This window comes from Mesorhizobium sp. M0910, assembly GCF_040319465.1.
Classification (GTDB): Bacteria; Pseudomonadota; Alphaproteobacteria; order Rhizobiales; family Rhizobiaceae; genus Mesorhizobium.
In genome coordinates, this window is sequence record NZ_JAMYNZ010000001.1 from 249,729 (window position 1) to 274,097 (window position 24,369).

At 62.9% G+C, this 24,369-nt stretch carries 24 protein-coding genes and 1 pseudogene; 18 read left to right on the plus strand and 7 right to left on the minus strand.

All coding sequences use genetic code 11. The annotated features are described in order from the left end of the window. Nucleotides 1–22: 22 nt before the first annotated feature. The 4 genes and pseudogenes from NKH78_RS01275 to NKH78_RS01290 all read left to right on the plus strand — a co-directional run bounded on the left by NKH78_RS01275 (nt 23) and on the right by NKH78_RS01290 (nt 3,933). A complete protein-coding gene (locus tag NKH78_RS01275; protein WP_352881632.1) occupies nt 23–595 on the plus strand; it encodes a GNAT family N-acetyltransferase in 573 nt (190 codons plus the stop codon). 27 nt (nt 596–622) lie between these two features. Continuing rightward, nucleotides 623–997: pseudogene (locus NKH78_RS01280) on the plus strand (VOC family protein). 111 nt (nt 998–1,108) lie between these two features. Next, nucleotides 1,109–2,725 carry a GMC family oxidoreductase gene (locus NKH78_RS01285; RefSeq protein ID WP_352881635.1) on the plus strand — a complete coding sequence of 539 codons (1,617 nt, stop codon included), beginning with the start codon at nt 1,109–1,111 and terminating at the stop codon, nt 2,723–2,725. Beyond that, entirely contained in the window at nt 2,722–3,933 is a 1,212-nt protein-coding gene (locus NKH78_RS01290; RefSeq protein WP_352881638.1) for a mandelate racemase/muconate lactonizing enzyme family protein, read from the plus strand. Before NKH78_RS01285 ends, NKH78_RS01290 begins: the two co-directional genes overlap by 4 nt. 615 nt (nt 3,934–4,548) lie before the next feature. Here the strand turns inward: NKH78_RS01290 and NKH78_RS01295 are convergent. Further along, entirely contained in the window at nt 4,549–5,487 is a 939-nt protein-coding gene (locus tag NKH78_RS01295; RefSeq protein ID WP_352737743.1) for a diacylglycerol/lipid kinase family protein, read from the minus strand. Nucleotides 5,488–6,212: 725 nt separating this feature from the next. Between NKH78_RS01295 and NKH78_RS01300 the strand changes: the two genes are divergently transcribed. The 3 genes from NKH78_RS01300 to NKH78_RS01310 all read left to right on the plus strand — a co-directional run bounded on the left by NKH78_RS01300 (nt 6,213) and on the right by NKH78_RS01310 (nt 8,452). Continuing rightward, nucleotides 6,213–6,647 carry a DUF4383 domain-containing protein gene (locus NKH78_RS01300; protein ID WP_023719157.1) on the plus strand — a complete coding sequence of 145 codons (435 nt, stop codon included), beginning with the start codon at nt 6,213–6,215 and terminating at the stop codon, nt 6,645–6,647. Between the two features lie 6 nt (nt 6,648–6,653). After that, a complete protein-coding gene (locus NKH78_RS01305; protein ID WP_352737742.1) occupies nt 6,654–7,784 on the plus strand; it encodes a hypothetical protein in 1,131 nt (376 codons plus the stop codon). Nucleotides 7,785–7,942: 158 nt separating this feature from the next. After that, complete coding sequence (locus NKH78_RS01310; protein ID WP_352737741.1) at nt 7,943–8,452, plus strand: hypothetical protein; 510 nt, start codon at nt 7,943–7,945, stop codon at nt 8,450–8,452. Between the two features lie 7 nt (nt 8,453–8,459). Here the strand turns inward: NKH78_RS01310 and NKH78_RS01315 are convergent, their stop codons facing one another. After that, complete coding sequence (locus tag NKH78_RS01315) at nt 8,460–10,082, minus strand: FAD-binding oxidoreductase (RefSeq protein ID WP_352737740.1); 1,623 nt, start codon at nt 10,080–10,082, stop codon at nt 8,460–8,462. 191 nt (nt 10,083–10,273) lie between these two features. On the opposite strand from NKH78_RS01315, the gene NKH78_RS01320 reads away from it, so the two are divergent. Further along, a complete protein-coding gene (locus NKH78_RS01320; protein WP_254819220.1) occupies nt 10,274–10,768 on the plus strand; it encodes a YegJ family protein in 495 nt (164 codons plus the stop codon). Between the two features lie 13 nt (nt 10,769–10,781). On the opposite strand, the gene NKH78_RS01325 is transcribed toward NKH78_RS01320, so the two are convergent. Together NKH78_RS01325 and NKH78_RS01330 are read right to left on the minus strand one after the other, a co-directional pair. Further along, the gene (locus tag NKH78_RS01325) at nt 10,782–11,753 is read right to left on the minus strand and encodes a hypothetical protein (RefSeq protein ID WP_352737739.1); all 972 of its coding nucleotides are present in this window, start codon (nt 11,751–11,753) and stop codon (nt 10,782–10,784) included. Nucleotides 11,754–11,825: 72 nt separating this feature from the next. Continuing rightward, a complete protein-coding gene (locus tag NKH78_RS01330) occupies nt 11,826–12,866 on the minus strand; it encodes a CapA family protein (RefSeq protein ID WP_352737761.1) in 1,041 nt (346 codons plus the stop codon). A 143-nt stretch (nt 12,867–13,009) separates the two neighbouring features. Here NKH78_RS01330 and NKH78_RS01335 point away from each other — a divergent pair, with 143 nt between their 5' ends. From NKH78_RS01335 to NKH78_RS01360, 6 genes are all read left to right on the plus strand, one after another. After that, nucleotides 13,010–14,263 (plus strand): hypothetical protein, encoded by a 1,254-nt coding sequence (locus NKH78_RS01335; RefSeq protein WP_352881646.1) that lies wholly within the window; start codon nt 13,010–13,012, stop codon nt 14,261–14,263. 112 nt (nt 14,264–14,375) lie between these two features. Then, the gene (gene uvrB, locus NKH78_RS01340) at nt 14,376–17,558 is read left to right on the plus strand and encodes an excinuclease ABC subunit UvrB (protein ID WP_352737738.1); all 3,183 of its coding nucleotides are present in this window, start codon (nt 14,376–14,378) and stop codon (nt 17,556–17,558) included. 439 nt (nt 17,559–17,997) lie between these two features. Then, nucleotides 17,998–19,527: an ABC-F family ATP-binding cassette domain-containing protein gene (locus NKH78_RS01345; RefSeq protein ID WP_352737737.1), complete on the plus strand. Its 1,530-nt coding sequence runs from the start codon at nt 17,998–18,000 to the stop codon at nt 19,525–19,527. A 103-nt stretch (nt 19,528–19,630) separates the two neighbouring features. Then, nucleotides 19,631–19,804, plus strand: a complete 174-nt coding sequence (locus tag NKH78_RS01350; protein ID WP_023719167.1) for a hypothetical protein — start codon at nt 19,631–19,633, stop codon at nt 19,802–19,804. Nucleotides 19,805–19,931: 127 nt separating this feature from the next. Continuing rightward, complete coding sequence (locus tag NKH78_RS01355) at nt 19,932–20,360, plus strand: VOC family protein (protein ID WP_254819275.1); 429 nt, start codon at nt 19,932–19,934, stop codon at nt 20,358–20,360. A 78-nt stretch (nt 20,361–20,438) separates the two neighbouring features. Continuing rightward, the gene (locus NKH78_RS01360; RefSeq protein WP_352881650.1) at nt 20,439–20,792 is read left to right on the plus strand and encodes a DUF1428 domain-containing protein; all 354 of its coding nucleotides are present in this window, start codon (nt 20,439–20,441) and stop codon (nt 20,790–20,792) included. Here the strand turns inward: NKH78_RS01360 and NKH78_RS01365 are convergent. The 3 genes from NKH78_RS01365 to NKH78_RS01375 all read right to left on the minus strand — a co-directional run bounded on the left by NKH78_RS01365 (nt 20,779) and on the right by NKH78_RS01375 (nt 23,077). Further along, complete coding sequence (locus NKH78_RS01365; protein WP_352508114.1) at nt 20,779–22,434, minus strand: tetratricopeptide repeat-containing sulfotransferase family protein; 1,656 nt, start codon at nt 22,432–22,434, stop codon at nt 20,779–20,781. The two genes, NKH78_RS01360 and NKH78_RS01365, sit on opposite strands and share 14 nt — an antisense overlap. A gap of 183 nt (nt 22,435–22,617) precedes the next feature. Next, a complete protein-coding gene (locus NKH78_RS01370) occupies nt 22,618–22,884 on the minus strand; it encodes a DUF1488 family protein (protein WP_254819211.1) in 267 nt (88 codons plus the stop codon). Nucleotides 22,885–22,894: 10 nt separating this feature from the next. Beyond that, nucleotides 22,895–23,077 (minus strand): hypothetical protein, encoded by a 183-nt coding sequence (locus tag NKH78_RS01375; protein ID WP_352737736.1) that lies wholly within the window; start codon nt 23,075–23,077, stop codon nt 22,895–22,897. A 336-nt stretch (nt 23,078–23,413) separates the two neighbouring features. Here NKH78_RS01375 and NKH78_RS01380 point away from each other — a divergent pair, with 336 nt between their 5' ends. From NKH78_RS01380 to NKH78_RS01395, 4 genes are read left to right on the plus strand one after another with little or no spacing between them, the layout of a single operon-like run. Further along, a complete protein-coding gene (locus NKH78_RS01380) occupies nt 23,414–23,680 on the plus strand; it encodes a hypothetical protein (protein WP_352687861.1) in 267 nt (88 codons plus the stop codon). Then, complete coding sequence (locus NKH78_RS01385) at nt 23,677–23,922, plus strand: hypothetical protein (protein WP_352687863.1); 246 nt, start codon at nt 23,677–23,679, stop codon at nt 23,920–23,922. The genes NKH78_RS01380 and NKH78_RS01385 overlap by 4 nt, the downstream gene beginning before the upstream one ends. 45 nt (nt 23,923–23,967) lie before the next feature. Then, nucleotides 23,968–24,105, plus strand: a complete 138-nt coding sequence (locus tag NKH78_RS01390) for a hypothetical protein (RefSeq protein ID WP_254819207.1) — start codon at nt 23,968–23,970, stop codon at nt 24,103–24,105. Nucleotides 24,106–24,137: 32 nt separating this feature from the next. Beyond that, nucleotides 24,138–24,362, plus strand: a complete 225-nt coding sequence (locus NKH78_RS01395) for a hypothetical protein (protein ID WP_254819206.1) — start codon at nt 24,138–24,140, stop codon at nt 24,360–24,362. The last annotated feature ends 7 nt before the right edge of the window (nt 24,363–24,369 follow it).

Here is a 24,369-nt window from a genome sequence, read left to right on the forward strand (position 1 = left end):
TAGGTAGCGGATGACGGCTGACATGAAGCTTACCTTTCGCCCACTGACGCCCGATCTGTGGCCGGCACTCGAGGACCTGTTCGGTGACAGCGCCGTCTGCAGTCGTTGTTGGTGTATGTACGGGCGGATCGGTCGTTCTTATCGAAAACGATCCGGTGAGGAAAACAAGGCAGCGTTCCGGCAAGCCGTCCAGCATGGTCCGCCTCCGGGTTTGCTTGCTTTCGACGGCGACATGGCTATCGGCTGGTGCCAGGTGACACCGCGAGATGCTCTGCCCTGGCTCGATCGGCTATTTCGGCTCAAGCGCGTGGATAACAGGCCGGTCTGGTCCCTGTCCTGCCTCTACGTGCGAAGACAATACCGCCGGCGGGGCGTAACATCCCAGCTGATTGCACAGGCCCTGGAAGTCGCAAGGCACGCAAATGCTCCGGCGCTCGAAGCCTATCCTTTCGACGCAGACGTATCGCCGAGCGCTTCCGGCAGCGGATATGCCTCCACCTTCGCGCGCGCCGGGTTCAGGGTCGTCGCCCGCAGGACCCCGGCCCGCCCGATCATGCGCTATGATTTCAAGCAGATTGCCGATCATCGCCTGTGATGCTCGGATCGGTTGGTGGAGGAACAATTGGCTTTAGCGCTCAATCGAATTGTTCTCTACGCCAAGAACCTGGAAGCGACAGTCGCCTTCTACGAAAAGCATTTCGGTTTCAAAGCGCATCGAGAGGACGGTGACCGTATTATCGAATTGGTCAGTCCAGCCGGAGGCACACGCCTGATGCTCCACCAGGCTGGCAAAGGACAGCGGTCGGGACAAATCGACCGTTAAACTGGTTTCGATGTCGAGGACGTCCAGGCGTTTCCTGCGCAACGCGCCAGCGACGGCCTGCTATTCGGCGCCCTGCATGAGGCGGGCGGCTATGTTTTCGCCAACGCCCATGACCCATGCGATAACACGATTTCAATTTCCAGCCGCGCCTTCCGCAAAGCAGTCGCGTCATAGCGTGAGCAGCGCGCGCCAGTCGCTTTTTTCACAAGCGATGCCGGAAGCTCCGTGATGGCGGCGGTCCGCGGCGTCTAGGCTGGGCGAAATTCAGGGCCATCTTTATCCACCATGCAGACCTATGACTTCATCATCGTCGGTTCCGGCTCGGCCGGCTCGGTCCTGGCCGAAAGGTTGTCGGCTTCCGGCCGCTTCTCGGTGCTGGTGCTCGAGGCCGGCGGCAGCGACCGCCGCTTCTACGTGCAGATGCCGCTCGGCTACGGCAAGACCTTCTTCGATCCGGCAGTCAACTGGAACTACAAGGCCGAGCCGGACCCGGGTCTCGCCGGCAATGTCGACCACTGGCCGCGCGGCAAGCTGCTCGGCGGTTCGAGCTCGATCAACGCCATGGTCTGGATAAGGGGCGCGCGCGAGGATTTCGACGCCTGGCGGGACGCCGGCAATCCCGGCTGGGGCTTCGACGACCTGCTGCCCGCCTTCAAGGCGCTGGAGGACAACCAGGCCGGCGCCGACCAATGGCGCGGCGTCGGTGGGCCGCTGCATATCACCGACTGCTCGACCTCCGTCCATCCGCTCACCAAGCGCTATCTCGCGGCCGCCAATCAAGCCGGCATGCCGCTCAACCCGGATTTCAACGGCGCCTCGCAGGAAGGCGTCGGCGTCTACCAGATCACCACCAGGAACGGCCGCCGCATGTCGGCGGCGCGCGCCTTCCTGCGCCCGGCGATGAAGCGCAAAAACGTCCGCGTCGAGATCAACGCGCTGGCGACCAAAATCCTTTTCGAGGGCAAGCGCGCCATCGGCGTCGAGTATCTCCAGAATGGTGCCACGAAAACCGCCCGCGCCGGCCGCGAAATCATCCTGTCGGGGGGTTCGGTCAATTCGCCCCAACTTCTCCAGCTCTCCGGCATCGGCCCGTCGGCGCTGCTTGGCGCGCTCGGCATTCCTGTCGTTCACGCCAACGAGAATGTCGGGGCAAACCTGCAGGACCATGTCGGCATCAACTACACCTTCAAGGGCAGGCTGCCGACGCTCAACCAGGTCCTGCGCCCGTGGTGGGGCAAGCTGCTGGTCGGCATGCAGTACGTGTTTTTGCGCTCAGGCCCGCTGTCGCTGTCGATGAACAATGCCGGCGGCTTCTTCCGCACCGATCCGGCCGCGGCACGGCCCAACATGCAGCTCTATTTCCAGGCCTTCTCGACCGTCATTCCGAAGAGCGGCGAGCGGCCGATCCTGACGCCCGATCCGTGGCCCGGCTTTTCCATCGGGCTGTCCAACTGCCGTCCGTCGAGCCGCGGTGAAATCATGATCCGCTCCGCCAATCCGCGCGATTATCCCAAAATCGTCGCCAACGCGTTTTCAACCGAGGCAGACGTCGCCGAAATGCTGGCAGCGGTGAAATTCGTCAGAAAGATCGCATCGATGCCGGCGATGGCCGAGATCATCGAGGAGGAGGTTTTGCCCGGTCCCTCGATCACCTCCGATGCAGATCTCATCCAGGATTTCAGGAAGCGCTCGGGCACCGTCTATCATCCGGTCTCGACCTGCCGCATGGGGCCTGACGCCGCGCGCGCCGTCGTCGACCCGCGCCTGCGGGTGCACGGCATCGAAGCCCTGCGCGTCATCGACGCCTCGATCTTTCCCGACAACATCACCGGCAACACCAACGCCGCCGCGATCATGACCGGATGGAAGGGCGCCGAACTGGTTCTGGAGGATCAGAAATGAAAATCACCGACGTCAAGACCTGGGTGGTCGGCAATCCGCCGCCCGGCATCGGCGGCAAGTATTTCATCTTCGTCAAGCTCACCACCGATGGCGGCGTCGTCGGCTATGGCGAAGCTTACAACGCCACCTTCTCGGCCCATGTCACCGCAAAAATGGTCGAGGACATGGCAGAGCGCTATCTCGTCGGCCGCGATCCGCACGACGTCGAAAACTTCTTCCGCCGCGCCTATTCGTCAGGCTTCACCCAGCGCCCCGACGTGTCGGGCATGGGCTGTTTCTCGGCGCTCGAAATCGCCTGCTGGGACATCATCGGCAAGGAGGCCGGCAAGCCGGTCTACAAGTTGCTTGGTGGCCAGGTGCACGAAACGCTGCGTTCCTATACCTACCTCTACCCGCACAGCGGCAGCGTCCACTCCGAGGACGCCCGCGGCAAGAACGTCTACAACGACCCCGATCTGGCCGCCGCCTGCGCGCTCGAATATGTCGAGCAGGGTTTCAACGCGGTCAAGCTCGACCCAGCCGGCCCCTACACCGCCTTCGACGGCCACCAGCCGCGCCTCGTCGACATCGATCTCTCCGCCCGTATGGTCAAGGCGATCCGCGAGGCGGTCGGCACCCGCGCCGATATCCTGTTCGGCACGCACGGCCAGTTCACAGCTTCGGGTGCGCTGCGCCTCGCGCGCGCCATCGAGCCTTATGACCCGCTGTGGTTCGAGGAGCCGGTGCCGCCCGACATGCCCGAGGTGATGGCGCAGGTCGCCCGCGCGACCTCGATCCCGATTGCCACCGGCGAGCGGCTGACGACCAAGTTCGAATTCGCGCGTGTGATCGAGAACCGCGCGGCGACCATTCTGCAGCCGGACCTCGGCCGCTCCGGCGGCATTCTCGAAACCAAGAAGATCGCCGCCATGGCCGAAGCCTATCACATCCAGATCGCGCCGCACTGCTATTGCGGGCCGATCGTCGGCGCCGCCAACATCCAGCTCGCGGTGACGCTGCCCAACTTCCTCATTCTGGAATCGCTGAAGCAGTGGGGCGGATTTCACGAGAAGCTGCTCAAGAAGAAGATCGAATGGCAGGACGGCAATGTCATCCCGTCGAAGGAGCCCGGCCTCGGCGTCGAACTCGATGAAGCCGTTTGCGAAGCGCATCCCTGGACCGGCAAGGACCTGCATTTGCAGATGATGCAGAGCCCGCTGATGCCGTGAGCGCCAGCCTGATCCGCAACGGCTTTTGCCGTCGCCGTCTACGACCGCGGCCCGGCGCCTGGTTCCTCGGCACAGAGGACTTGACGGGTCGCTTGCGTTGACGGACCGCATGCCTTGGCGATTAGCGCAAACGCCCATCGCTTCGTCATCCTGGGGCGGAGCAAGGAGCGGAGCGACGCGGCGCAGACCCCGGGATCCATGCCGCGACTTCAGAGCGCTGCTGCGGTGCAAAATTCTGCTCCGCTGCACTCTTTGATCAAGGTTACGGCATGGATCCCAGGGTCTCCGCGATGGAGCTTCGCTCCTGCTTCGCCCTGGGATGACGAAGTTGGGGGGGATTCGGCCAATCTCCAGGGTTTGCGATTTACCACCGACAGGAACGACCGACGTTCGCTGCCGATGGGCCGCCACCTGCCAAAATCACTGTTTCAAGGAATTGGTCGACCATGATCGTCAGGCTTCTGGAAGATGCGATCGGAACCGATCTTCGCGCGCCTGGTTTCCCGGCCAAGCTCGAGGCCTGACATCAGGCAATTCTCACGCGATTTCAGCACATTGGCCGGATCGCCGGAATCACCGCCGAAAGAACTTGAATCAACCCCTCAATGCCTTGATTCAATATCTTAGCGTCAAGGCGCCGGGCAGGATCTCGAAGGTCGCCGGTATGCGACCCGGCGATTCGCCGTCTATGTCGATCAGCGCGGCGTTCTTTTGCACATCGCCGAGCGGCTCGACAACCACTTTCTTGCCGCGCAGGATGGTGATCGCCGGATGGTTGCGGTGCCGCCCGCCATAGAGCAGGCGGATGTCCCAGATCAGCTTCAGCTTGCCGGCCGCACGCAGAATGACGATGTCGAACTCGCCGTCGTTAAGCTCGGCGTCGGGCGCGATCATCATGCCGCCGCCGAAGAATTTGCCGTTGGCCACCGCCACCAGTGCCATGCGCGCCTCGACCGGGGCACCGTCGTCGATGGTGATTGCGACGTCCTGGAAGCGGTAGCGGAGGAACTCCCAGACCGTGCGCCAGTAGAACATCGCCTTGGCGGAAACCTTGCCCTTGCGCTTGTCGGCGTTGACGGCCCGGTCGGTGGCGCCGGAGAGCCCGAGGCTGGCGATGTTGATGAAATGGCGGCTGGCAAGCGCGCCGTGGTCGTCGACATAGCTAACGCACCCGGCATCCACCTTGCGGCCTTTGGCCTCGGCAATCCGCTTCAGTGTCAGGTCGACATTGTTCGACAGGCCGAGCCCGCGCGCGAAGTCGATGCCGGCGCCGCACGGCAGCAGCCCAAGCTCGGCCGTCCGGCCGCTTTCCCGGAAAGCTTTCAGCAGCCCGTCGGCGACCTCGCTGGCGGTGCCGTCGCCGCCGGCCGCGATCACCAGCTCGAAGCCGATGGCGGCAAGGTCGAGCGCCAGCCGTTCGGCATCGCCCTCGGCCTGCGTTTCACGCAGCTCGAAATCGCCGAAATGTCTTTTCAGCGACGCCGCAACCTCGGGCCAATGCCGCTTGAGCCTGCCGCCGCCGGCGATCGGATTGAGAACCACCGCGACCTTCAAGCCCGCCTCCCCAAGGCCATCGAACACGCCTTCCAATCATTTGCCGGCATTGAAGCCCGCGCCGGCCCGCGGGGCAAGATCGAATGTCCGACAATGCGGTTTCGGCTTCGAGGCGGCAAAATCCCGACCGGCGGCGGCAGTCGCTGTTTTGGCAGGGTCAGTCCCCGATAATCCCGCTATCCACAGGCATGCGGCAGTTCCGCCAAACACTTATCCGACATACATTAAACCCATCTCAGGCGGCTACCGATCGCGACGCCGAAAGGCAAAGCGGAACGGCAGATTTCCTGAGGCCCGTACGGCCCTGAACGAGAACAGGCTTGCCTGTTGGAGGGATGGAAGCCGAGAGCTACGGGGCCGCGGAAAGCGTGCGAACGCCGACGGCGGACCGATGCTGCCATGAAGGACGGCAAAAACCTTCGATGGCGCGCTGGGCAAAGCTCGCAAGAGCGGAGACCGGCGTGGTCCGGAACGGACGCTACCCTCGGGTGGCGACTGGCAGGACCGTCAAAATCAAGGCCGGCATGGCGCGACACCTTTCGGGAGTTGCTGCCGCGACCGTGTCCTGATCTGACGGGGAGGCGCTGGGAGAAATCCCGGCGCCGACTGTCTTTGTGGCCCCGCCTGACGATTTTGTCGGCGACGCTTCACCCTGCGCCAAAATCAGCTACTATCCATTTGCCGTCGGGGGCCGCTTAAAAGGGCTGACGGCAGGGGGACATTTCATGACGCTCATCCAGAAGCTTGCTGTTGCCTATGCTTTCCTGTTCTTCGGCGTTGTTGCCATCGGCTATGTGCCGGCCTTCAACGATGCCGGCGGCAATCTGTTCGGCCTGTTCTCGCTGCAATGGTATGATGATTTGTTGCACGCCTTCTCCGGCGTCTGGGCGCTGGCGGCCGCCTTCATCTCGCACCGCCAGGCCGTGTTCTATTTCAAGCTGTTCGGCTCGGTCTATCTGTTCGACGGCGTGCTCGGCCTGGTCACCGGTTCCGGTTGCCTCGATGGCGGCATTTTCATCAACGGCTTCCGCTCCTTGAACGACATCGAATTCCCGGCCCGCTTCTTCGCCAACCTGCCGCACATCGTCATCGGCGGCTTCGCCGTCTATGTCGGGTTCTGGCTGTCGAAACGTGTGTACGACCATTTCGCCACGGCCTGACCGGCCATGTTCCTGTTCCGCTGGCTGAAGCGCATCATCAAGGCGATCCTCTGGCTCGTCGTCATTGTCGTGTTGATCCCGATCGCCGGGCTGGCCTACGGCTTTCTCACGACGCCGTCGCTGGACACAACGCCATTGTCGGGCGTCGCTGAGGGTGCCCCGCCGAAGGCGCTGGCCGACAAGATCCGTGCCGAAATCCCCGGCTACCAGCGGACGGAGGAATCGACCTTTCTCACCTATCCGGAATGGGCCATCGTCTACGCCGCCCGCGAATATGCCGGCTTCGTCGACAAGAACCAGCCGAGCGGTTTTCCCTATCTCTCCTATATCGGCCGTTTCTGGCAGGACTATGCGACGGTCATCCGCGCCAGCTCCGCCTACAAGTTCAACCTCGACAACCACCAGATGCTGGTGATCATCGGCACCAGCCACACGATCGAGCACGCCATCCAGTGGGCCTATGAAAATACGGTCGGCCGCGTCACTGAAGCGACCGCCGGCAAGCGCACCGCCGTCGATATCTACCAGGCCAAGGTGGCGGCGGACTATGCCGGTTTTCTCGACCAGGTGCCGTGGTACCAGTTTCCCTATGCCGAAAAGCGTGCCGGCCTGTTCGCCGTTCAGCCGGCAGCGGACGACAGCGCCTTCCGCACCAGCGAACGCAAGCTCGCCTTCGGCCTCGCCGACACCATCAAGCAAGGCTACGCCGATCTGATCAAGTCGGCGCTCGCCGCCACCACCGACCCGGCCTTGCTCGACATTCACGTCTGGGCCAAGGGTCCGGTCAGCGAGGTGACGCGCAACGAGCCCGACACCTTGCTGGAGCGCGATCTCGGCGCCGATGGCATGGTCTTCGTGACAAGGCGCTATCAGGTGTTCACCGACATGATCCCGCGCCTGATCGGCAAGGGCATCTCCTTCGTCGAGATCGGCGGCAATGACGAGATCATGGTCACCATGCTTTCCAACGACGAAATCAATGTTCCCGAAGGTGCACGCACCTTGTTCAGCTACCCGCTTCCGGCGGAACCTTCGACGCGACGCACCGGCCTGACCGTCGCCGTGCGCAAGCTGCACATCGTGCTGCCGGCGCTGATGACGGCGGGCGCCAGGCTCGAGCACGTCTACGATTACTGAGGCCTTTCGGCCACAGCCGGCCCCGGCAAGACGTTGCGTGATGCTCCGCCACGCTCATTCCACAATCGCGGCCAAATCCCGCCTTGTTCCGCAACGATTGATGACCCCGCAGCACTTTGTCTTGCGCACATCGCCAGGCAACTCGGAGGGACAAGATTGTGATCAAGACCGCCCTTGTCGCCATGACCATCGTCGGCTGCGATTGCGACGCCAGGCTTTGCGAATATATCGGCGAGACGCCCGCCAAATGGTCGACCATCGCCGAATGCGAAGCGGCGATGAAAAGCCAGATGCTGCACGAGCGCAATTTTGACTATCCGCTGGTCTCCGGCATCTGCCGGACACAGAACTCGTCATCTCAGCTCGCGGCGACCGCTTCGGAGCCCGAATTGACGACGGCCAGCACCGCCGCGACAGACCCGCTGCCACCGGAACTGAGCCATCGGCCCAGTGCTGCCGTCGGAACGCAGGCAACGGCGACGGAAACGGAAACCGTCCGGCCAGTCGCCTATGAAGCGGCGGTCGATGGCGGCCGCGCGGTGCTCTACCGCACGAAGGCGGGTTACGCCGTGGTCAAGACCGATCTCGGCCGCGCCGCAGCGGCAACGATCGGCATCGCCAAGCGCTCGGCGAACTGGCTGGCGGCGAAACTGCCTGACGGTCTGTAACCGACGCTCAGGCCGTGCCGATCAATGCCCTGATGGCGCGATAAAAAGTCGACGAAAACAGCTCATCCGGATCGTATTGCCGCTTCTTCGCCAGGAAGGACGGCAGTTCCGGATAGGACGCAAGCAGTTCCTTGCCCGTGTAGTGGAGCTGGTAGGGCAGGAAGAAACGCCCGCCATGCTTGATCGTCACATCGATCAGCGCCCTTGTCAGCGCCCGCATCCTGGCATTGCCGTCGGCGTCGGTCGGCTGATTGATGTAGAGCACCAGCGAATAGGCCGGCTCCGGCGCATAATTCAGCGCCACATCCTCTTTGTGGACGACGCGCACCGACGCGTTGAGCACCGGCAGGCTCTGGTTGCGCAGGATCTCGCGCGCTTCGGCGATAAACGGGTTATAGGCGGCGCGCGGGATGAAATACTCGTGCAGGATGTCGGTCTCATCGAGCAGATCGTTGAACAGATAGGGCACTGAATCATGCATCGGATTGTTGCGGGTGACGAGGCAGGCCTCGCCTTCGGCCATTGCCGTCGTGCGCGCCACCGTGCAGCTCTCGAATTGCGGCTCCAGCGTCTTTTCGGTGAACCATTTCAGTTCCTGGAACAGGCTTCCCCATTTCGCCAGGTTGATGATCACCCGTTTGAGCCCGACTGAACCCGGTTCGCCGATTGCCGGCTGGTCGGCCGGCGGCTGGTTGGCCACCTTGTCATAGCGGTAGACGATCATATCCTCGAGGAAATTACCCGGCGCTGTCGACAGGTGCCCATAAAACAGACCGATCGCCCTGTTTGGCTCCAGCCCCTCGGCGAAAAACCTTGGAAAGTCGTCCGATTTGATGATCTCGCGCGAGGTCCGGTAGACGTCGTTGTCGACAATGTCGAGCGTCGCCTCCAGCACCACGCCGAACAGGCCGTAGCCGCCGACGACGTGGCGGAACAGCTCGGTGTTTTCGGCCGGTGAGCAGGTTGTCACCGAACCGTCCGCCAGCATCACCCGCATCGATCGGATCGAGCCGGCGACCGAGCCGGCCTGGTGGTCCATGCCATGCGCGTTGACCGACAGCGAGCCGCCGACCGAAAAGATGTCGGTCGACTGCATCGCCTTTACCGCAAAGCGCGGGTGCAAAAGGTTCTGGATGTCGTGCCAGCGCGCGCCCGGCTGCAAGGTCATCCTCTTCGCAGCCGGGTCGATGCTGACCCTGTTGAATTTGCGCATGTCGAGGACCAGTGCGTTGTCGTCGAAAGCGTGTCCGCCCATCGAATGGCGCACCGCCGCGACCGAGACCTTCAGGCCATTGGTGCGGGCAAAGGCCAGCGCGCTCGCAATGTGGTCTTCCTCGCTGACTTCGACAACGCCGTAGACCGGCGTCATCGACAGGCCGCTGGCATCGTTGATGTCGCCGCCCTTGGTCAGCCATGGCAGCGACGGATCGTAGGCTGGCGGGCCCTCCAGCGGCTTCTGCGCCAGATCGATGCCGTCAATGTCGGCGATGCGCCCGGAATTCTTCTGCCCCGACGGACCGCGCGCCAGCCGCGCCACTGTCGTCCCGCCCCAGACCATCGCGCCGCCGACCACCGCCGCACCCAGCAGCAGCCGCCGCGACAGGCGAAACCCCTTGCGTTCTTCGAACATGATACCCCTCGCTGCCTCAGGGATAGCGCGGGTTTCCGGCAAAAACCAGAGCCGGAGTGCGTAGCAGAACTAGCGGCAGTTGCGGCATCAGGAGCATTTTCTTATGGTTGCAATTAAGGTATGCTTCGCGCTATGATTGAAGATCCGAACGGATCTATGATGATGCTGACCATTGTATGGGCGCCCATTCCATGAAGCTCGTGTCCCGCGCGATACTGTCCCTGATGCTAGAGCTTGCTCCGATATGCGCCGAGGCTCACGACTCCAGTCAGGGCGACGACAGCGTCGTCGCAGTCGCGCCTGACGATCCAGATATGGCGGCGGCGACTGCACAGGCACGTGCCACCCTGGATGCATTCCTGGCATTATCCCAGACACCGCCACCTGGAACGGACACATTCAAACTGAAGGTGATGATCAAGGACGGACATGTGACCGAACACTTCTGGGTCATCCCGTTCCAGCGGAACGAAACCGGATTCGTGGGGATATTGGCGAATGAGCCACATAGCGTCCACAACGTCGTGGCTGGCCAGTATGTAGAATTCAACCGAGACGATATTTCCGACTGGGGATATACCAAAAACGGTCACCAGGTTGGCAGTTTCACCGTCTGTGTGATGTTCAAGTCGATGCCGAAGGAAGAAGTCGACTACATGCGTAGCCAACGCGGCTTCGATTGCTGACCGCCCAGCCGGACTACCCCGCCTCCTCGTCCCTCGCCCCGATCTTGCGCACCAAAGCCGCCGTCGTCAGCATCGCGCCCATGTCGGCGATCATCGGCGCGACATGCTTGGTGTAGTCGAGGCGCGTGGAGCTATCCGGGAGCTCGAAGAAATTCCTTTCCTGCGGCAGCAGGAGGAAGCCGTCGCTGCCGTTGAGCGCGACGCGTGCCGGATCGTTCGGCCGGGTCTCGCCGAGCCATTGCAGCGCCTGCGCCAGCCGGCCCGTCACCAGCGGCCGCGCCGCCTCGATATTGTCGGTGCGGAACTCATAGGCGGCATCGAGCTCCGGCACGCCGCTGGATAGTTCCTGCATCTTGCTGCCGAAGATGCCGCGGAGAAAGCCGACGACCTTGTTGGTCCGGCGCGCGGCCACCAACGTGCCGGGGAACGGCACGATCGTCTCGAAGGCGACGATCACGCCCTTGAACACTGCCGTCGTGCTCTTGCCCGTCCCTTCCCGTAGATCTGCTTCGTACAGCTCGAATGGAAACCCTTCGTAGCGGCCGGAGAAAACATCGTCGAAAGACTGTCGGTTGAACGAACCAAGCGTCTCACGCGGCAGCCGGTCGAACGAATTCGGCTTGACGTTGTGCCGATACCGCATGTCCTCGATGAAACCGAAGATGATCGGCAACAGCGTGCTGCGAAACGACTGCTGCAATTTGCTCGCTGGCTTGATCGCCCGGAAATAGAGCAAGATCGCTGCCAGGAGTCCGCCGACATAGAGGAACACATGCGGGGTCGAGACCCACTGCTCGTTCGGGTCGGCAACCCCGTTGAAGAGCCAGGCCACAAACACCACGAACGCCAGCACCAGCCCGATGAAAAGTGGGACCCGCCAGCGCGTCCGGCGATGGGCCGAAGCTCTTTCGGCCTCATAGGCCTCGATGTTCTTCCTGAGGCCGGCGATCACCGCTTCGCTCGGCATGAAATCCGCAGTTTCCATCACCCACCGCCGCCACAAGCCTGCCCGCGTTGGGCATGATAGCCGGTTTGGCGGACCGCGTCAGCGCAGCCGTCACCGCCCGGCACTGAAGATCGCATCGAGGCGGGCCAGAACCCTTTGCCTTGATTTTCCCCTCAACATTTCAACCGGCACCAGCCGCTCGTGATCGCCGGCGCGCAGCCGCATGAAGGCATGCAGCCGGTAGGCGGCAATGGCGCCGCGCGTGCCGGAATCGGCGCTGATGTCGACGACGAAAATGGCACCGATGCGGCCAGGCCAAGGCTGGCGCGCGAAGGCGGTGCCGAAGAAATCGCCGAGTCCATAGGCGACGAGCGTCTTGCCGATCCGCTCGATCGGCTGCACGACATGAGCATGATGTCCGGCGACCAGGCCGACGCCGTGTTCGGCCAGAAGCCGCGCCAGTGCCCGCGTCCTCGCACGTGGAAAATGCCGGAATTCCCAATCCCAATGCGGCACCGCGCAGAGGAGGTCGACACCCGAAGCGGCATCGCGCGGCCATTGCGTCGGATTGCTTTCCATCGAGACTCGGCCCGCGAACTGAGCCGCGTCGGCATTGCGCCACAAGGTAAAGGCGGCAAGGCCTATGGTCAGCGAACCAACCGCAAACCGCTCGACCGGAGCCGCAGTGCCGATCGTGCGGATGCCTAATTGCTCCAGCACGGCGACCGTCTCGTCGAAGCCGGCGATGCCCTGGTCGAGCACATGGTTGTTGGCCAGCGACAGCACCAGTTTTTCGCGCGAAATGCCGGCAGCGGCCAGCGCCTCGGCAAGGAACCGCTCGTTCATCGCGTGGTGCGTGCCAAACCTCGTACCCAAAACAGCGCTCGGCCGTTCCACCACCGGGCTTTCGCAATTGCCGACCACCAGATCGGCCGAGGCAAGCAGTGCCGCAATCGCCGGATCGCAGTCCGGCGGGCTGCGATTGGCCACCGCCGAGATATCGCCGACGAAAGCCAGCCGCACCGTGCGCGCCGGCGGCGGGTCGAGCAGGGCTGCGGCCGCCGGAGCAAAGCCGCGCGCGTCGCCATTGAGCGAAGGCCGGAGGAAGCGTGGCAGCCAGGACAGTTTGTAGGAAAGCGGATAATTCGACACGCGACGGCCCAATGGTTTGCCTTGTGTAGACCGCCAGCCGGATTGATTGAAGCGCTGACTGTTGTCGTTGAACCACAGGGCTACAGGCGCGCGAACCAAATGCGTGTATGATCCATTGCGGAGCGACAAAAGGGGTGATCACGATGACGCGTTTTTCCAGGCTGGTGGCGTGCGCCATCGTTCTTTTCCTGCCGCTGTCTTCGGCCGGCGCCGCAGTGCGGGATGCCGCGGCACTGTTCGAGGCAAAAACCGTGACTGAGCGTAACGGCGCTCTTGCCGCTCTTGAAACCGCCGCGCCAGGCGATCCGGCAGCCGCCTACGCCGCCGGCGCCGGCGAATTCTTCACCGCGCTGGAGATCCTGGCCGGCGGCCTGCATCGCCACGGTTTCGAAAGCCCGCAATCCTTCATGCTGCCGCTGATGCGGCTGCCGGTGCCGGACAACCCCGATCCCGAGCCGCTGACCTACGGACAATTCCGCGCCATTCTCGTCGCCTTCCGCGACCGGCTGGAGAAATCCGCAGCCACGCTGGGTTCGGTACCCGCCGACGCGGACATCGGCATGGTCATCGACCTCACCCGCCTCGGCATCGATCTCAACGAGGATGGCCAGATCGCGCCGGACGAAAGTGCCGCCGCGATCATGGCGTCTCTGTCACGCGGCGGCGGTGTGCCAGACGCGGCCGCACCCGCCCTCACCTTCCGCTTCGACCGCGCCGACGGCTATTGGCTGCAGGGCTATGCCGAGTTCCTGATGGCGCAGGCCGACTTCTGGCTGGCGCATGATTTCAGGAACACGTTCGACGGCTCCTTCCACATGCTGTTCCCGCGCGCAAAACTGCCGCTGCAGGATACGCTCGTGCCGCTGGACGGTGGCATGAATGGTGGCATCCTAACGTCCGAATGGCGCCTCGCCGACTTCATCTCCCTGGTGCATCTCGTCAACTGGCAAGTGGTCGAGCCTGAGCGCCGGCAAGCGGCGCGCCGCCATCTGATGGAAATGATCCGGCTGTCGCGCGAGGACTGGAAAGCCATCCGCGCCGAAACCGACAATGACCGCGAATGGCTGCCCGGGCCGCAGCAGAAAGGCGCCAGCCCGCTGACCGGTCTCGAAGTCGGCCAGCAGCAGGTACAGGCCTGGCTCGCCGCCCTTGATAGGGCCGAGGATCTTCTGGAAGGCCGCACCTTGCTGCCGCATTTCCGCATCGCCGACAAAGGCATCAACATGAAGCGCTTCTTCGACGAGCCGAAGCCCTTCGACCTGGTGCTGTCGATCACCGGCCCGGCCATCGCGCCCTATCTCGAACACGGCAAGATTCTCACCAGCGAGGAGTTCAACCAGATCCAGCGCCAGTTCGGCGGCGCCGGGTTTCTGACGTTCGCGCTTTGGTTCAATTGAGGGAGTGCGTCGACGCTATTCCTGACAGCCTGCTGTCAGCAGCCAAATTGCCCCTCGCGCCACCCGCCACTCCGCTCTTTCCATTTTGGCCGATACCTCCCATATTCGGGCCATGGCCAGACTCTCCGACAAGAAAACGCCGCCGCCGGCGAATGACGAGCGCGCTTCGCCGCCCAAGCGGCGCAGTCCGCTGACCGATTTCCTCGATGCCTCGGAGCCCCTGTACAAGAGCGGCTTTGCCGAGGCGCCGCAGGCCGAGTTCACCGGCGCGGCGCTGACCGGCTCGATCGCCGACTGGGCCGAGCAGATCGAGCAGGAAGCCGAGAAGGAAGGGCGCGTTTCCGGCAAAGTCGGCGGCAAATCGCCGAAACCGGCGAAGAAAATCCCCGAGCGCTCCTCTTCCCCCGGCCGGACGGCACGCGGCACCTCGATGGGCGGCGCGGCTTCGGCGCGGGAGCGCACTGCGGCCGGTCTCAACCCTGTCGCGGGCCTCGACATTTCGCTGGAGGACGCCGAGACCATGGCCTCGGGCGGCGTCACCGCCACCGTCGCGGCGCTGTCGGCGCTGATCGAATCCGGCAATCCGCTGCACAAGGACGGCGTGCTGTGGACGCCGCACCGCCCTGCCCGGCCGGAGAAGTCCGAAGGCGGCATCGCCATCAAGATGGTCTCGGATTTCGAGCCGGCCGGCGACCAGCCGACCGCGATCAAGGATCTCGTCGAGGGCGTCAACAGCAACGACCGCACTCAGGTGCTGCTCGGCGTCACCGGCTCGGGCAAGACCTTTACCATGGCCAAGGTGATCGAGGAGACGCAACGCCCTGCTCTGATCCTGGCGCCCAACAAGACGCTGGCCGCGCAGCTCTATTCCGAGTTCAAGAAATTCTTCCCGGAAAACGCCGTCGAGTATTTCGTCTCCTACTACGACTACTACCAGCCCGAGGCCTATGTGCCCCGGACCGACACCTACATCGAGAAGGAATCCTCGATCAACGAGCAGATCGACCGCATGCGCCATTCGGCGACGCGCTCGCTGCTCGAGCGCGACGACGTCATCATCGTCGCCTCGGTGTCCTGCATCTACGGTATCGGCTCGGTCGAGACCTATACGGCGATGACCTTCCAGATGCAGATCGGCGACCGGCTCGACCAGCGCGCGCTGCTCGCCGACCTCGTCGCCCAGCAATACAAGCGCCAGGACATCAACTTCGTCCGCGGCTCGTTCCGGGTGCGCGGCGATACGATCGAGATCTTCCCGGCCCACTTGGAAGACCGCGCCTGGCGCATCTCGCTGTTCGGCGACGAGATCGAAGCGATCACCGAATTCGATCCGCTGACCGGCCAGAAAACCGGCGAGCTGAAGAGCGTCAAGATCTACGCCAATTCGCACTACGTCACGCCGCGCCCGACCTTGAATCAAGCCATCAAGTCTATCAAGGAAGAACTTAAATATCGGCTGCAAGAGCTTGAAAAGGCTGGCCGCCTGCTTGAGGCGCAGCGGCTTGAGCAGCGCACCCGCTTCGACCTGGAGATGCTGGAGGCGACCGGTTCCTGCGCCGGCATCGAGAATTACTCGCGTTATCTGACCGGCCGCAAGCCGGGCGATCCGCCGCCGACCTTGTTCGAATACATTCCCGACAATGCGCTGGTCTTCATCGACGAAAGCCATGTCACCATACCGCAGATCGGCGGCATGTATCGCGGCGACTTTCGCCGTAAGGCGACGCTGGCCGAGTATGGTTTCCGCCTGCCGTCCTGCATGGACAACCGGCCGCTGCGCTTCGAGGAGTGGGACGCCATGCGGCCGCTTTCCGTCGCGGTTTCGGCGACGCCCGGCGCCTGGGAGATGGAGCAGTCCGGCGGCGTCTTCGCCGAGCAGGTCATCCGCCCGACCGGCCTGATCGACCCGCCGGTTGAAGTGCGCCCGGCCAAGACACAGGTCGACGACGTCGTCGGCGAAATCCGCGAGACCACGAGGGCCGGCTACCGCACGCTGGTCACCGTGCTGACCAAGCGCATGGCCGAGGATTTGACCGAATATCTGCATGAGCAAGGCATTCGCGTCCGCTACATGCACTCCGACATCGACACGCTGGAGCGCATCGAAATCCTGCGCGATCTGCGCCTCGGCGCCTTCGACGTGCTGGTCGGCATCAATTTGCTGCGCGAAGGCCTCGACATTCCCGAATGCGGCTTCGTCGCCATTCTCGACGCCGACAAGGAAGGCTTCCTGCGCTCCGAGACATCGCTGATCCAGACCATCGGCCGCGCCGCCAGAAACGTCGACGGCAAGGTGATCCTCTATGCCGACCAGGTCACCGGCTCGATGGAGCGGGCGATGGCCGAGACCAATCGCCGCCGCGAAAAGCAGATGGAATGGAACGCGGCCAACGGCATCACTCCGGAATCGGTCAAGTCGCGCATCTCCGACATTCTCGATTCGGTCTACGAGAAAGATCATGTCCGCGCCGACATTTCGCAGTTCACCGACAGCGCCGGCGCCATGATGGGCAACAATCTGAAGGCGCATCTCGACGCCCTGGAAAAGCAGATGCGCGACGCCGCCGCCAACCTCGATTTCGAAAAAGCGGCCCGCATCCGCGACGAGATCAAGCGGCTGCGCGAGATGGAACTGTCCATCTCGGACGACCCGCTGGCCAAATATGCCGACATGGAAAGCCCGGTTTCGGGCCGCGAAAAGGGCAAGCACAACAAGGGCGTGGCCAAACATCGTACAGCAGAGGAACAGGAGCGTTTCCGGAAGCTCGACGAGGCACATGCCGCCGAAGAGGCGGCCAAGGCTGCCCGGCCCAACCTCTTCCGCAAGCCGGAGCTCGACGAAATGGGCGCCGACGGCGCCGTGCCGGTCAAGAAGCCGCTGTTTGCGAAACCTTCGCTGGACGATATGGGACCTGGGACCGACATGCCGACGCCGTCAGGCGCGGTCTCCCGTTCGCTGTTCAAGAAACAGTCGGCGCAGGAAGCGCACGGTTCGGATTTCGGTATACCGGGTGAACCGACCAAGCCACTGTTCAGGAAGAACTCACTGGACGAGATGACGGTGCGGCGGACCGAGAAGCCGGTCGAGGGAAAAGCGCCGGCGAAACCACAGCCAATCTCCCCCCTCGTGGGGGAGATGCCAAGTGGTGGCAGGGTAGAGGGGGGCGCGAAGGAACGCCACGTTTCAGCCAAACCCATCGTCCGCCAGCGCGCTGGCATCGGCTCCTACGAAGACCCCGCCGACGCCCGCCGTGAAAAGCGCCGGCCGGGCAAGACGGGTCGGCCGGGACGGTAGCGAGCTTCCCTGCTCCCCTTGTGGAGAAGGTGGATCGGCGCGCAGCGCCGAGACGGTTGAGGGTGCTGGACGGATCGCCGTCGGTGCCAAGCTGGAGCGCCCCTCATCCGACCGCTTCGCGGCCATCTTCTCCCACCAAGCAAGGGGAGAAGGGGGAGCCTAGCCACTTGCCATCGGCGCTACCCTTGGTGTAGCCAGTTTCTACAACTTGAACGTCTTGAAAGGAGGGCTGCGTGTTATTTTCTCACCACCGTCAGCGCGGCCCTGTCTCTGCCCTGCGAGCTTGCTTGCAGGGCTGACCAGAGACGGTCCGGGTTCTCCCGCTTCGATTTTCTTGGTCTGCCCTTCGTGGTGCTGCAACGCCGAGCCTGATGGCCAGCCTGCGCACCGTCAAAGTGCATCAACCGGAGCTCACTCCGGACAGACCAGAGAAATCGACATGGCCCTGATCAGCCTCAAGTCCCTCGGCGTCACTATGAGTGCGCCGCTCTTCTCCAATCTCGACCTCACCATCGGCACCGGCGATCGGCTCGGCATCGTCGCCGCCAATGGTCGCGGCAAATCCACTTTGTTGAAGTGCCTGACCGGCGACATGGAGCCGACATCAGGCGACATCACCCGCACGCGCGGCCTGCGCGTCGGCTATGTCGAGCAAATCATCCCCGCAGCGCTGGCCGGGCGCAGCTTTCATGAAGTGGTGGCCGACGTCTTGCCGGCCGAGCAGGCCGAAAGCGAACAATGGCGCATCGATGTGGTTCTCGACTCGCTCGACGTGCCGCAGCCAATGCGCGTGCGGCCGATGCGGGCCTTGAGCGGCGGCTGGCAGCGATTGGCACTGATCGCCCGCGTCTGGGTCACCGATCCCGACGTCCTGCTGCTCGACGAGCCGACCAACCATCTCGATCTCGGCAAGATCAGCCAACTCGAAACCTGGTTGAACGCGCTGCCGCGCGAGGTGCCGATTGTGATCGCCAGCCATGACAGGGCGTTCCTCGACGCGACGACCAACCGCACGCTGTTTCTACGCCCCGAACAATCGCCGGTGTTTTCGCTGCCCTATTCGCGGGCGAGGCTTACGCTGGACGAGGTCGACGCCTCGACCGAGCGCAAATTCCAGCGCGACATGAAAGTGGCGCAGCAGCTGCGCCGGCAGGCGGCCAAGCTCAACAATATCGGCATCAATTCCGGCAGCGACCTTTTGACGGTCAAGACCAAGCAGCTCAACCAGCGGGCAGAGCGACTGGAAGAAGCGGCAGCGCCGGCACACCGCGAAAGATCGGCGGGCGCGATCAAGCTCGCCAATCGCGGCAGCCATGCCAAGGTGCTGATCACGCTCGACGACTTGGTGGTCGGAACACCTGACGGCACGGTTCTGTTCAGCACCGGCAAGCGCCATATCTGCCAAGGCGACCGCATCGTCCTGCTCGGCCGTAACGGTGTCGGCAAATCACGGCTGATCGGCCTGATCCGGAACGCCATCGTCGAGCCGGAAACGGTGGCGCAAAGCGTGAAGGTGACGCCGTCGACCGTGCTCGGCTATAGCGACCAGGCATTGTCGGGCATCAGCGGCGATGACACGCCGCTGGCGATGCTCTCGCGCAGATTCGATGTCGGCGAGCAGCGCGCCCGCTCGTTGCTGGCGGGCGTCGGCGTCAGCATCGACATGCAGGAGCGCCGGATCGGCGTGCTGTCGGGCGGACAGATGGCGCGGCTGATGATGCTGGCGCTCAGGCTCGCCAATCCCAATTTCTATTTGCTCGACGAGCCGACCAATCATCTCGATATCGATGGCCAGGAAGCGCTGGAAGCGGAATTGCTGGAACGTCAGGCGAGCTGCCTGCTTGCCTCGCACGACCGCTCCTTCATCCGCGCGGTTGGCAACCGCTTCTGGCTGATCGAGAAACGGCGGCTGACCGAGATCGATAGCCCGGAAGCTTTCTTCCAGGAGGTAGCCGAAGCGGGCGGTTGAAAAATTGCGGAAAAAAATCCGGCGCTCTGTCGGATGATGATCGCATGCCACGTCCTTGGGACGCCGACACGGTGATGCCGGCGCCAATCGAGGAGAAAGCATCATGTCTATTCTGTCATCCATAGGTCACGCCGTGACGCGTTACTCGGCGGCTCGCGCCCGTTATCGCAGCGAACGCGCCATCCTTTCATTGCCGATCGAGTTGCGCAAAGATATCGGCTGGCCGGAAATCGTCGTCGACGCGCAAAACAGCCCGCGGATTCGCATCGAAGGTTGAAAGGTGGCAGTTGGCCGTCGCGGCAGGCGCCATTTCGAATCCAAAAACCATCGGCCGTGTAGGATCTTCGCCGTTCCGTTCGTCCTGTGGTTCGCAAAGGCCAACCAGACGCAAAGAGGAGCATGACATGAATGATCAGCCGCAGACCCAGTCCGCCGCCAAAGTGCTTGGCGGATTGACGCCCTACCTTCAGCTGGACGGCGCTTTCAAAGCCGCAGAATTTTACCAAAAGGCCTTCGGTGCCGAGCAGGTCTTTGCCTATCCGCCGGATGAACAGGGCCGCACCATGCATATCCATCTGCACATCAACGGTTCGACCCTGATGCTTTCCGACTTCTATCCTGAGCATGGAATGGCCGCTGTGAAGCCGCAGGGCTACACCATGCAGCTCCATCTCGGCAGCGACGACATCGACGCCTGGTGGAAGCGGGCCATCGAGGCGGGTTGCGAGGAAGTCGTGCCGTTGCAGGTGATGTTCTGGGGCGACCGCTGGGGCAATATGCGTGATCCGTTCGGCGTCGAATGGGCAATGAACGCACCGGTGAAAGCAGCTTAACATCCAACACAGGCTGTGTCTGAAATCACCTCTCCCCGCTCTAAAGGGAGAGGAAAACGATCACATGGAGGAAGTCAGATGTCCTATGTCGACGGTTTCGTACTGGCCGTGCCCAAGGCAAATCTCGATGCCTACAAGAAAATGGCGCAGACGGCCGGCGCCGTCTGGAAGGAGCATGGCGCGTTGGCCTATGTCGAATGCATTGGCGCCGACGTACCCCATGGCGAGCTCACCTCGTTCCCGCGCGCCGTGCAGGCCAAGGAAGACGAGGTCGTCGTCTTCTCCTGGGTCGTCTATGAATCCAGGCAGCATCGTGATGCGGTGATGGCCAAGGTGATGGCCGATCCGCGCCTCAAGCCGGACTGGGAGACCATGCCGTTCGACGGAAAGCGCATGATCTTTGGCGGTTTTCAGCCCTTCATCGAGCTGTAGGCGCCCCTCGATCAAGTTTATTGAGCAGCGGCTTCAGCCGGTCGCCATAGCGCTTCCACAGATCGACCGAGCCCTGATACATCGGCTGGCGCACTTGCGCGGCCGACGCCGTGCGCACCGGCCGGTCGGTCTGGTGAAACGACAGCACGGCGTCGTCCCACGGGAGGCCGAGATGGGCGATCAGCGCCCGCGACTGGCCTTCCTGGTCGGCGACGAAATCCTCGTAGCGAACGTCGTGCACGACATCAGGCAGCACGGCGTGCCAGTGCGCCATGATATCGGTGTAGAGGTTGTGGAAATCGGCGAGCTCGTCGAGATCGTAGCCGTAGCGGTGGCTGTCGCCGCGGAAATGCACTTTGTAGATCGACAGGCAGGTCGCCGCCGCATCGCGCGCGCAATGGATGATCTTGGCCTTCGGCAGCATCATATGGATAAAGCCGACCAAGAGGAAATTGCCGGGCATCTTGTCGGTGACGTGCCGAAAACCTGGATAGCGGGCGTGCAGCATATCGAGATAGGCCTGGCCGGCCTCGGCATAGGCCTTGTCGGACATGTCGGCGATGCCCCAGGGAAAGCCGCCCTTCATGCTGAGCGGAAACTGCTTACCGACCGCCGTCTTCAATATGCTGAGCTCGCCGGCGCCATAGACCTGCGGATGGCTGGCGATGATCTGCTCGACCAGCGTGGTGCCGGATCGCGGCATGCCGACAACGAAGATCGGCGTGTCGTCGGCGATCCCGCCCGGCCTGTGTTTTTCAAAAAAGGTCTTGTCGAATACGGCCTTCATCGCCTCGAACTCGCCGCGCGTCTTGCCGGCATCGTAGTCGATGCCCTGGCGGCGGATCGCGTTGCCTTCGGCGAAATAGTCGAAAGCGCGGCCATAATCCCTGAGGTCGTCGTTGGCCTTGCCGAGGCCGAAGGAAAGCTGCATGCGCGCCAGGCTGCCTTGCGGCGCCTTGGCGTGCTCCGCCTCCATGCGGGCAAGCTCGGCGTCGCGCTCCTTCTGGCGCTTGACCTGCGTGAGCATCAGCCAGGCCCTGGCCATGCCGGGGTCCACGGCCAGCGCCTGCCTGAAAAGATCCGCAGCCTCGTCGAGATTGCCCTTTTCCATCAGCCCGACGCCCAGGCCGTGCAAAAGATCGGCATCCTTCGGCCGGATCGTCAGCGCCTCGCGAAAAACAGCCAGTGCCTCATCCAGCCGGCCCGCTTCCTGCAGCGTTTCGGCAAGCCCGACGCGGGCGCGGACATGGAACGGGTTGCGGCCGATCGTGCCGCGATAAATATCTTCGGCGCCTTCGAATTGGCCGAGCTGCTTCAGCGACGAGCCGAGATTGTCGCGCGCCGCCAACTGGTCCGGCCGAATCGCCACCACCTTGCGGAAGAGATCGGCCGCGGCCGCTACCCGGCCGAGGTCGCGCAGCACGGTGCCGAGATTGTTGAGGAAATCCGGATTGTTCGGCTGCAGACGCACCGATTGTTCGATCAGCGCCAGCCCCTCGGCGCTGCGCCCGGTCTGGTGCAGCAGAAGCCCGAGGAAATGCGCAGCAGCCGGGTGGTTGGCCTTTTGCGCCAGCACCTGACGGTAAAGCGCCTCGGCTTCCTGCCGGCGCCCCGCCTGGTGCAGCTGCAGCGCCCGCTGCACGTACTGGTCAAGCCCCAGCGGCGGCTGTCCGCCTGAGCCGTAACGTGCGCCTGCCGGTTGTCTCGGATCTCTGTTGATGGGAAACCTGCCGTGTTGTCCGCCTGCCGCGATCTAGGCCATCGCTGCGGCACGTGCAAGAGCAGACGGCGGTCGCTACGAAGCAAACCTCCGAACCCGGGGAACTTACCGAAAGTCGGCCGGCGTCAGCACATACATGTTCTTGCGGCCGTGCGAGTAGGCTTCGCGCGCAATATCGTGGATCGACGAACGCTTGGCGTCGAAGGCACTGAGGAATTCGGCTTCGGCTCCGCTTGCAGCCGGGTTTACCGTCGAAAGTGCCGTAACCTCGATAAAGAACGGGACTTCGAACATGCCGTCATGCCCGACGAAACGAACGCGCTTGGCCGCAGCGTCGTAGGAGCGGCTGGGATTGGGAAAATTGAGTGTCATGGCTTGCGCGTCAAATAAGGCGGTTGCTTTCGGCAAGCTGGCGCGCCCGCCGCACCGTGCCGTCGGTGTCGGCAATCCTTCGCCTTGCCGCCTCGTCGCTTCTTATCGTGAGGCGCGGCGACATGACCTTTGTCGGCTTGACGACAGGATCGACTGCAACTGTCGGGACATCCGGTGTTCTTGCGGAACTCATGACTCTATTCCCTTCATACCTAAATAAACACAAATGCCGGAGGAACTCTTCCGGAACTTCTTCAAACATTTTTTGAGGTTCTGGGCACCGTATCATCGTTTCGCAAATAACCATAGAAAAGTAATTTTACGTTGGTAGCGGCAAAAAGCCGGAATCTTCTTGAATAAGCCGCATTTTCAGAATATTGGTATGGAACCGTTTTTGGGCCGTGCTTGGTCCCCTCGCGGCGTCAGGGGTTCTCGGCCCGTCAAAACTCATACAAATCGCCGATACCCGGTACCGCAATGCAGGCCCCGTTTTCAGGGCCAGGCCGGAAAGAAACTTCAAGGCACAGGAATGTCTGCCCGCACCACTCATTCCATCGCGCATTTCGCGGCACCTTTCGTGCTTGGCGGGCTAGATGGCGTACAGCCGGCCGGCGAGTATGACATCGACCACGACGAGGAACTGATCGACGGCATGTCGTGGCTTGCCTGGCGCCGCGTCGCCACTTTCATCCACCTGCCGTCAAGGACGGTGAAAAGCCCGACCAGCCAGCTTGTCGCCGTCGACCACGCCGAACTCGAAGCAGCGCTTCGGCACGATCAGGAGAATGTTACATGATCCGCTTCCAGCAGAGTGCGCGGCGCACGGATACGCCGTCGCATATCTTCACCGTCGGCCAGACCGTCCGCATGAAGAGCCGCATCGGCCTTGTCCAAAAGACCGCGGAGCTGTTCCAGATCAAGAGCCGGCTGCCGGTCAAGGACGGCTCTCCGCAATACCGCATCCGCAGCGAGCAGGAGACCCACGAGCGGGTCACCACGGAAGACAATCTCGAACCGGTCGACAACCCGGCCGGCTGAGCGATAGCACTCTCGACATTACCACCCACGCACGAGGGATCAGAAATGGCCAAGGGTCAACAGCGAAGCAACCGCGAGACACGCAAGCCCAAGAAGGACAAGGTGGCTGCAAAGCCGGCCTCGCCGTTCGGCTCGGCGGTCAAGCAGGCGGAGACCGGTACGAAACCCAAGTCCAAAGGCTAGGGTCGATCGCAGACAATCTGCTGGAGGCGTGCTTGAACTTCGTCATCGAGTTCTACCGCTCGCGCGACGCCGACGAAGCGACACTCGACCGGGTGTCGTTGGAGGCGCCGAACCTGCGCGCCGCCCTGCAAGGCGCCGCCACGCTGCTTCACACGCTGATGATGCCGCAGATCCCCGATCGCCTGCGCATCTCCAACGAGGACGGCGCCGAGCTCTACGTCGGCCCCGCCGATGGTGCCTATCCGGACGAACAGTGAGGCCGGT

Bases quoted from the DNA above. Each gene is read 5' to 3' on its own strand.
- NKH78_RS01275 (WP_352881632.1), top strand. From the start codon at position 23: ATGAAGCTTACCTTTCGCCCACTGACGCCCGATCTGTGGCCGGCACTC.
- NKH78_RS01285 (WP_352881635.1), top strand. From the start codon at position 1,109: ATGCAGACCTATGACTTCATCATCGTCGGTTCCGGCTCGGCCGGCTCG.
- NKH78_RS01290 (WP_352881638.1), top strand. From the start codon at position 2,722: ATGAAAATCACCGACGTCAAGACCTGGGTGGTCGGCAATCCGCCGCCC.
- NKH78_RS01300 (WP_023719157.1), top strand. From the start codon at position 6,213: ATGACGCTCATCCAGAAGCTTGCTGTTGCCTATGCTTTCCTGTTCTTC.
- NKH78_RS01305 (WP_352737742.1), top strand. From the start codon at position 6,654: ATGTTCCTGTTCCGCTGGCTGAAGCGCATCATCAAGGCGATCCTCTGG.
- NKH78_RS01315 (WP_352737740.1), bottom strand. From the start codon at position 10,082: ATGTTCGAAGAACGCAAGGGGTTTCGCCTGTCGCGGCGGCTGCTGCTG.
- NKH78_RS01320 (WP_254819220.1), top strand. From the start codon at position 10,274: ATGAAGCTCGTGTCCCGCGCGATACTGTCCCTGATGCTAGAGCTTGCT.
- NKH78_RS01325 (WP_352737739.1), bottom strand. From the start codon at position 11,753: ATGGAAACTGCGGATTTCATGCCGAGCGAAGCGGTGATCGCCGGCCTC.
- NKH78_RS01335 (WP_352881646.1), top strand. From the start codon at position 13,010: ATGACGCGTTTTTCCAGGCTGGTGGCGTGCGCCATCGTTCTTTTCCTG.
- uvrB (WP_352737738.1), top strand. From the start codon at position 14,376: ATGGCCAGACTCTCCGACAAGAAAACGCCGCCGCCGGCGAATGACGAG.
- NKH78_RS01345 (WP_352737737.1), top strand. From the start codon at position 17,998: ATGGCCCTGATCAGCCTCAAGTCCCTCGGCGTCACTATGAGTGCGCCG.
- NKH78_RS01350 (WP_023719167.1), top strand. From the start codon at position 19,631: ATGTCTATTCTGTCATCCATAGGTCACGCCGTGACGCGTTACTCGGCG.
- NKH78_RS01355 (WP_254819275.1), top strand. From the start codon at position 19,932: ATGAATGATCAGCCGCAGACCCAGTCCGCCGCCAAAGTGCTTGGCGGA.
- NKH78_RS01360 (WP_352881650.1), top strand. From the start codon at position 20,439: ATGTCCTATGTCGACGGTTTCGTACTGGCCGTGCCCAAGGCAAATCTC.
- NKH78_RS01370 (WP_254819211.1), bottom strand. From the start codon at position 22,884: ATGACACTCAATTTTCCCAATCCCAGCCGCTCCTACGACGCTGCGGCC.
- NKH78_RS01375 (WP_352737736.1), bottom strand. From the start codon at position 23,077: ATGAGTTCCGCAAGAACACCGGATGTCCCGACAGTTGCAGTCGATCCT.
- NKH78_RS01380 (WP_352687861.1), top strand. From the start codon at position 23,414: ATGTCTGCCCGCACCACTCATTCCATCGCGCATTTCGCGGCACCTTTC.
- NKH78_RS01385 (WP_352687863.1), top strand. From the start codon at position 23,677: ATGATCCGCTTCCAGCAGAGTGCGCGGCGCACGGATACGCCGTCGCAT.
- NKH78_RS01390 (WP_254819207.1), top strand. From the start codon at position 23,968: ATGGCCAAGGGTCAACAGCGAAGCAACCGCGAGACACGCAAGCCCAAG.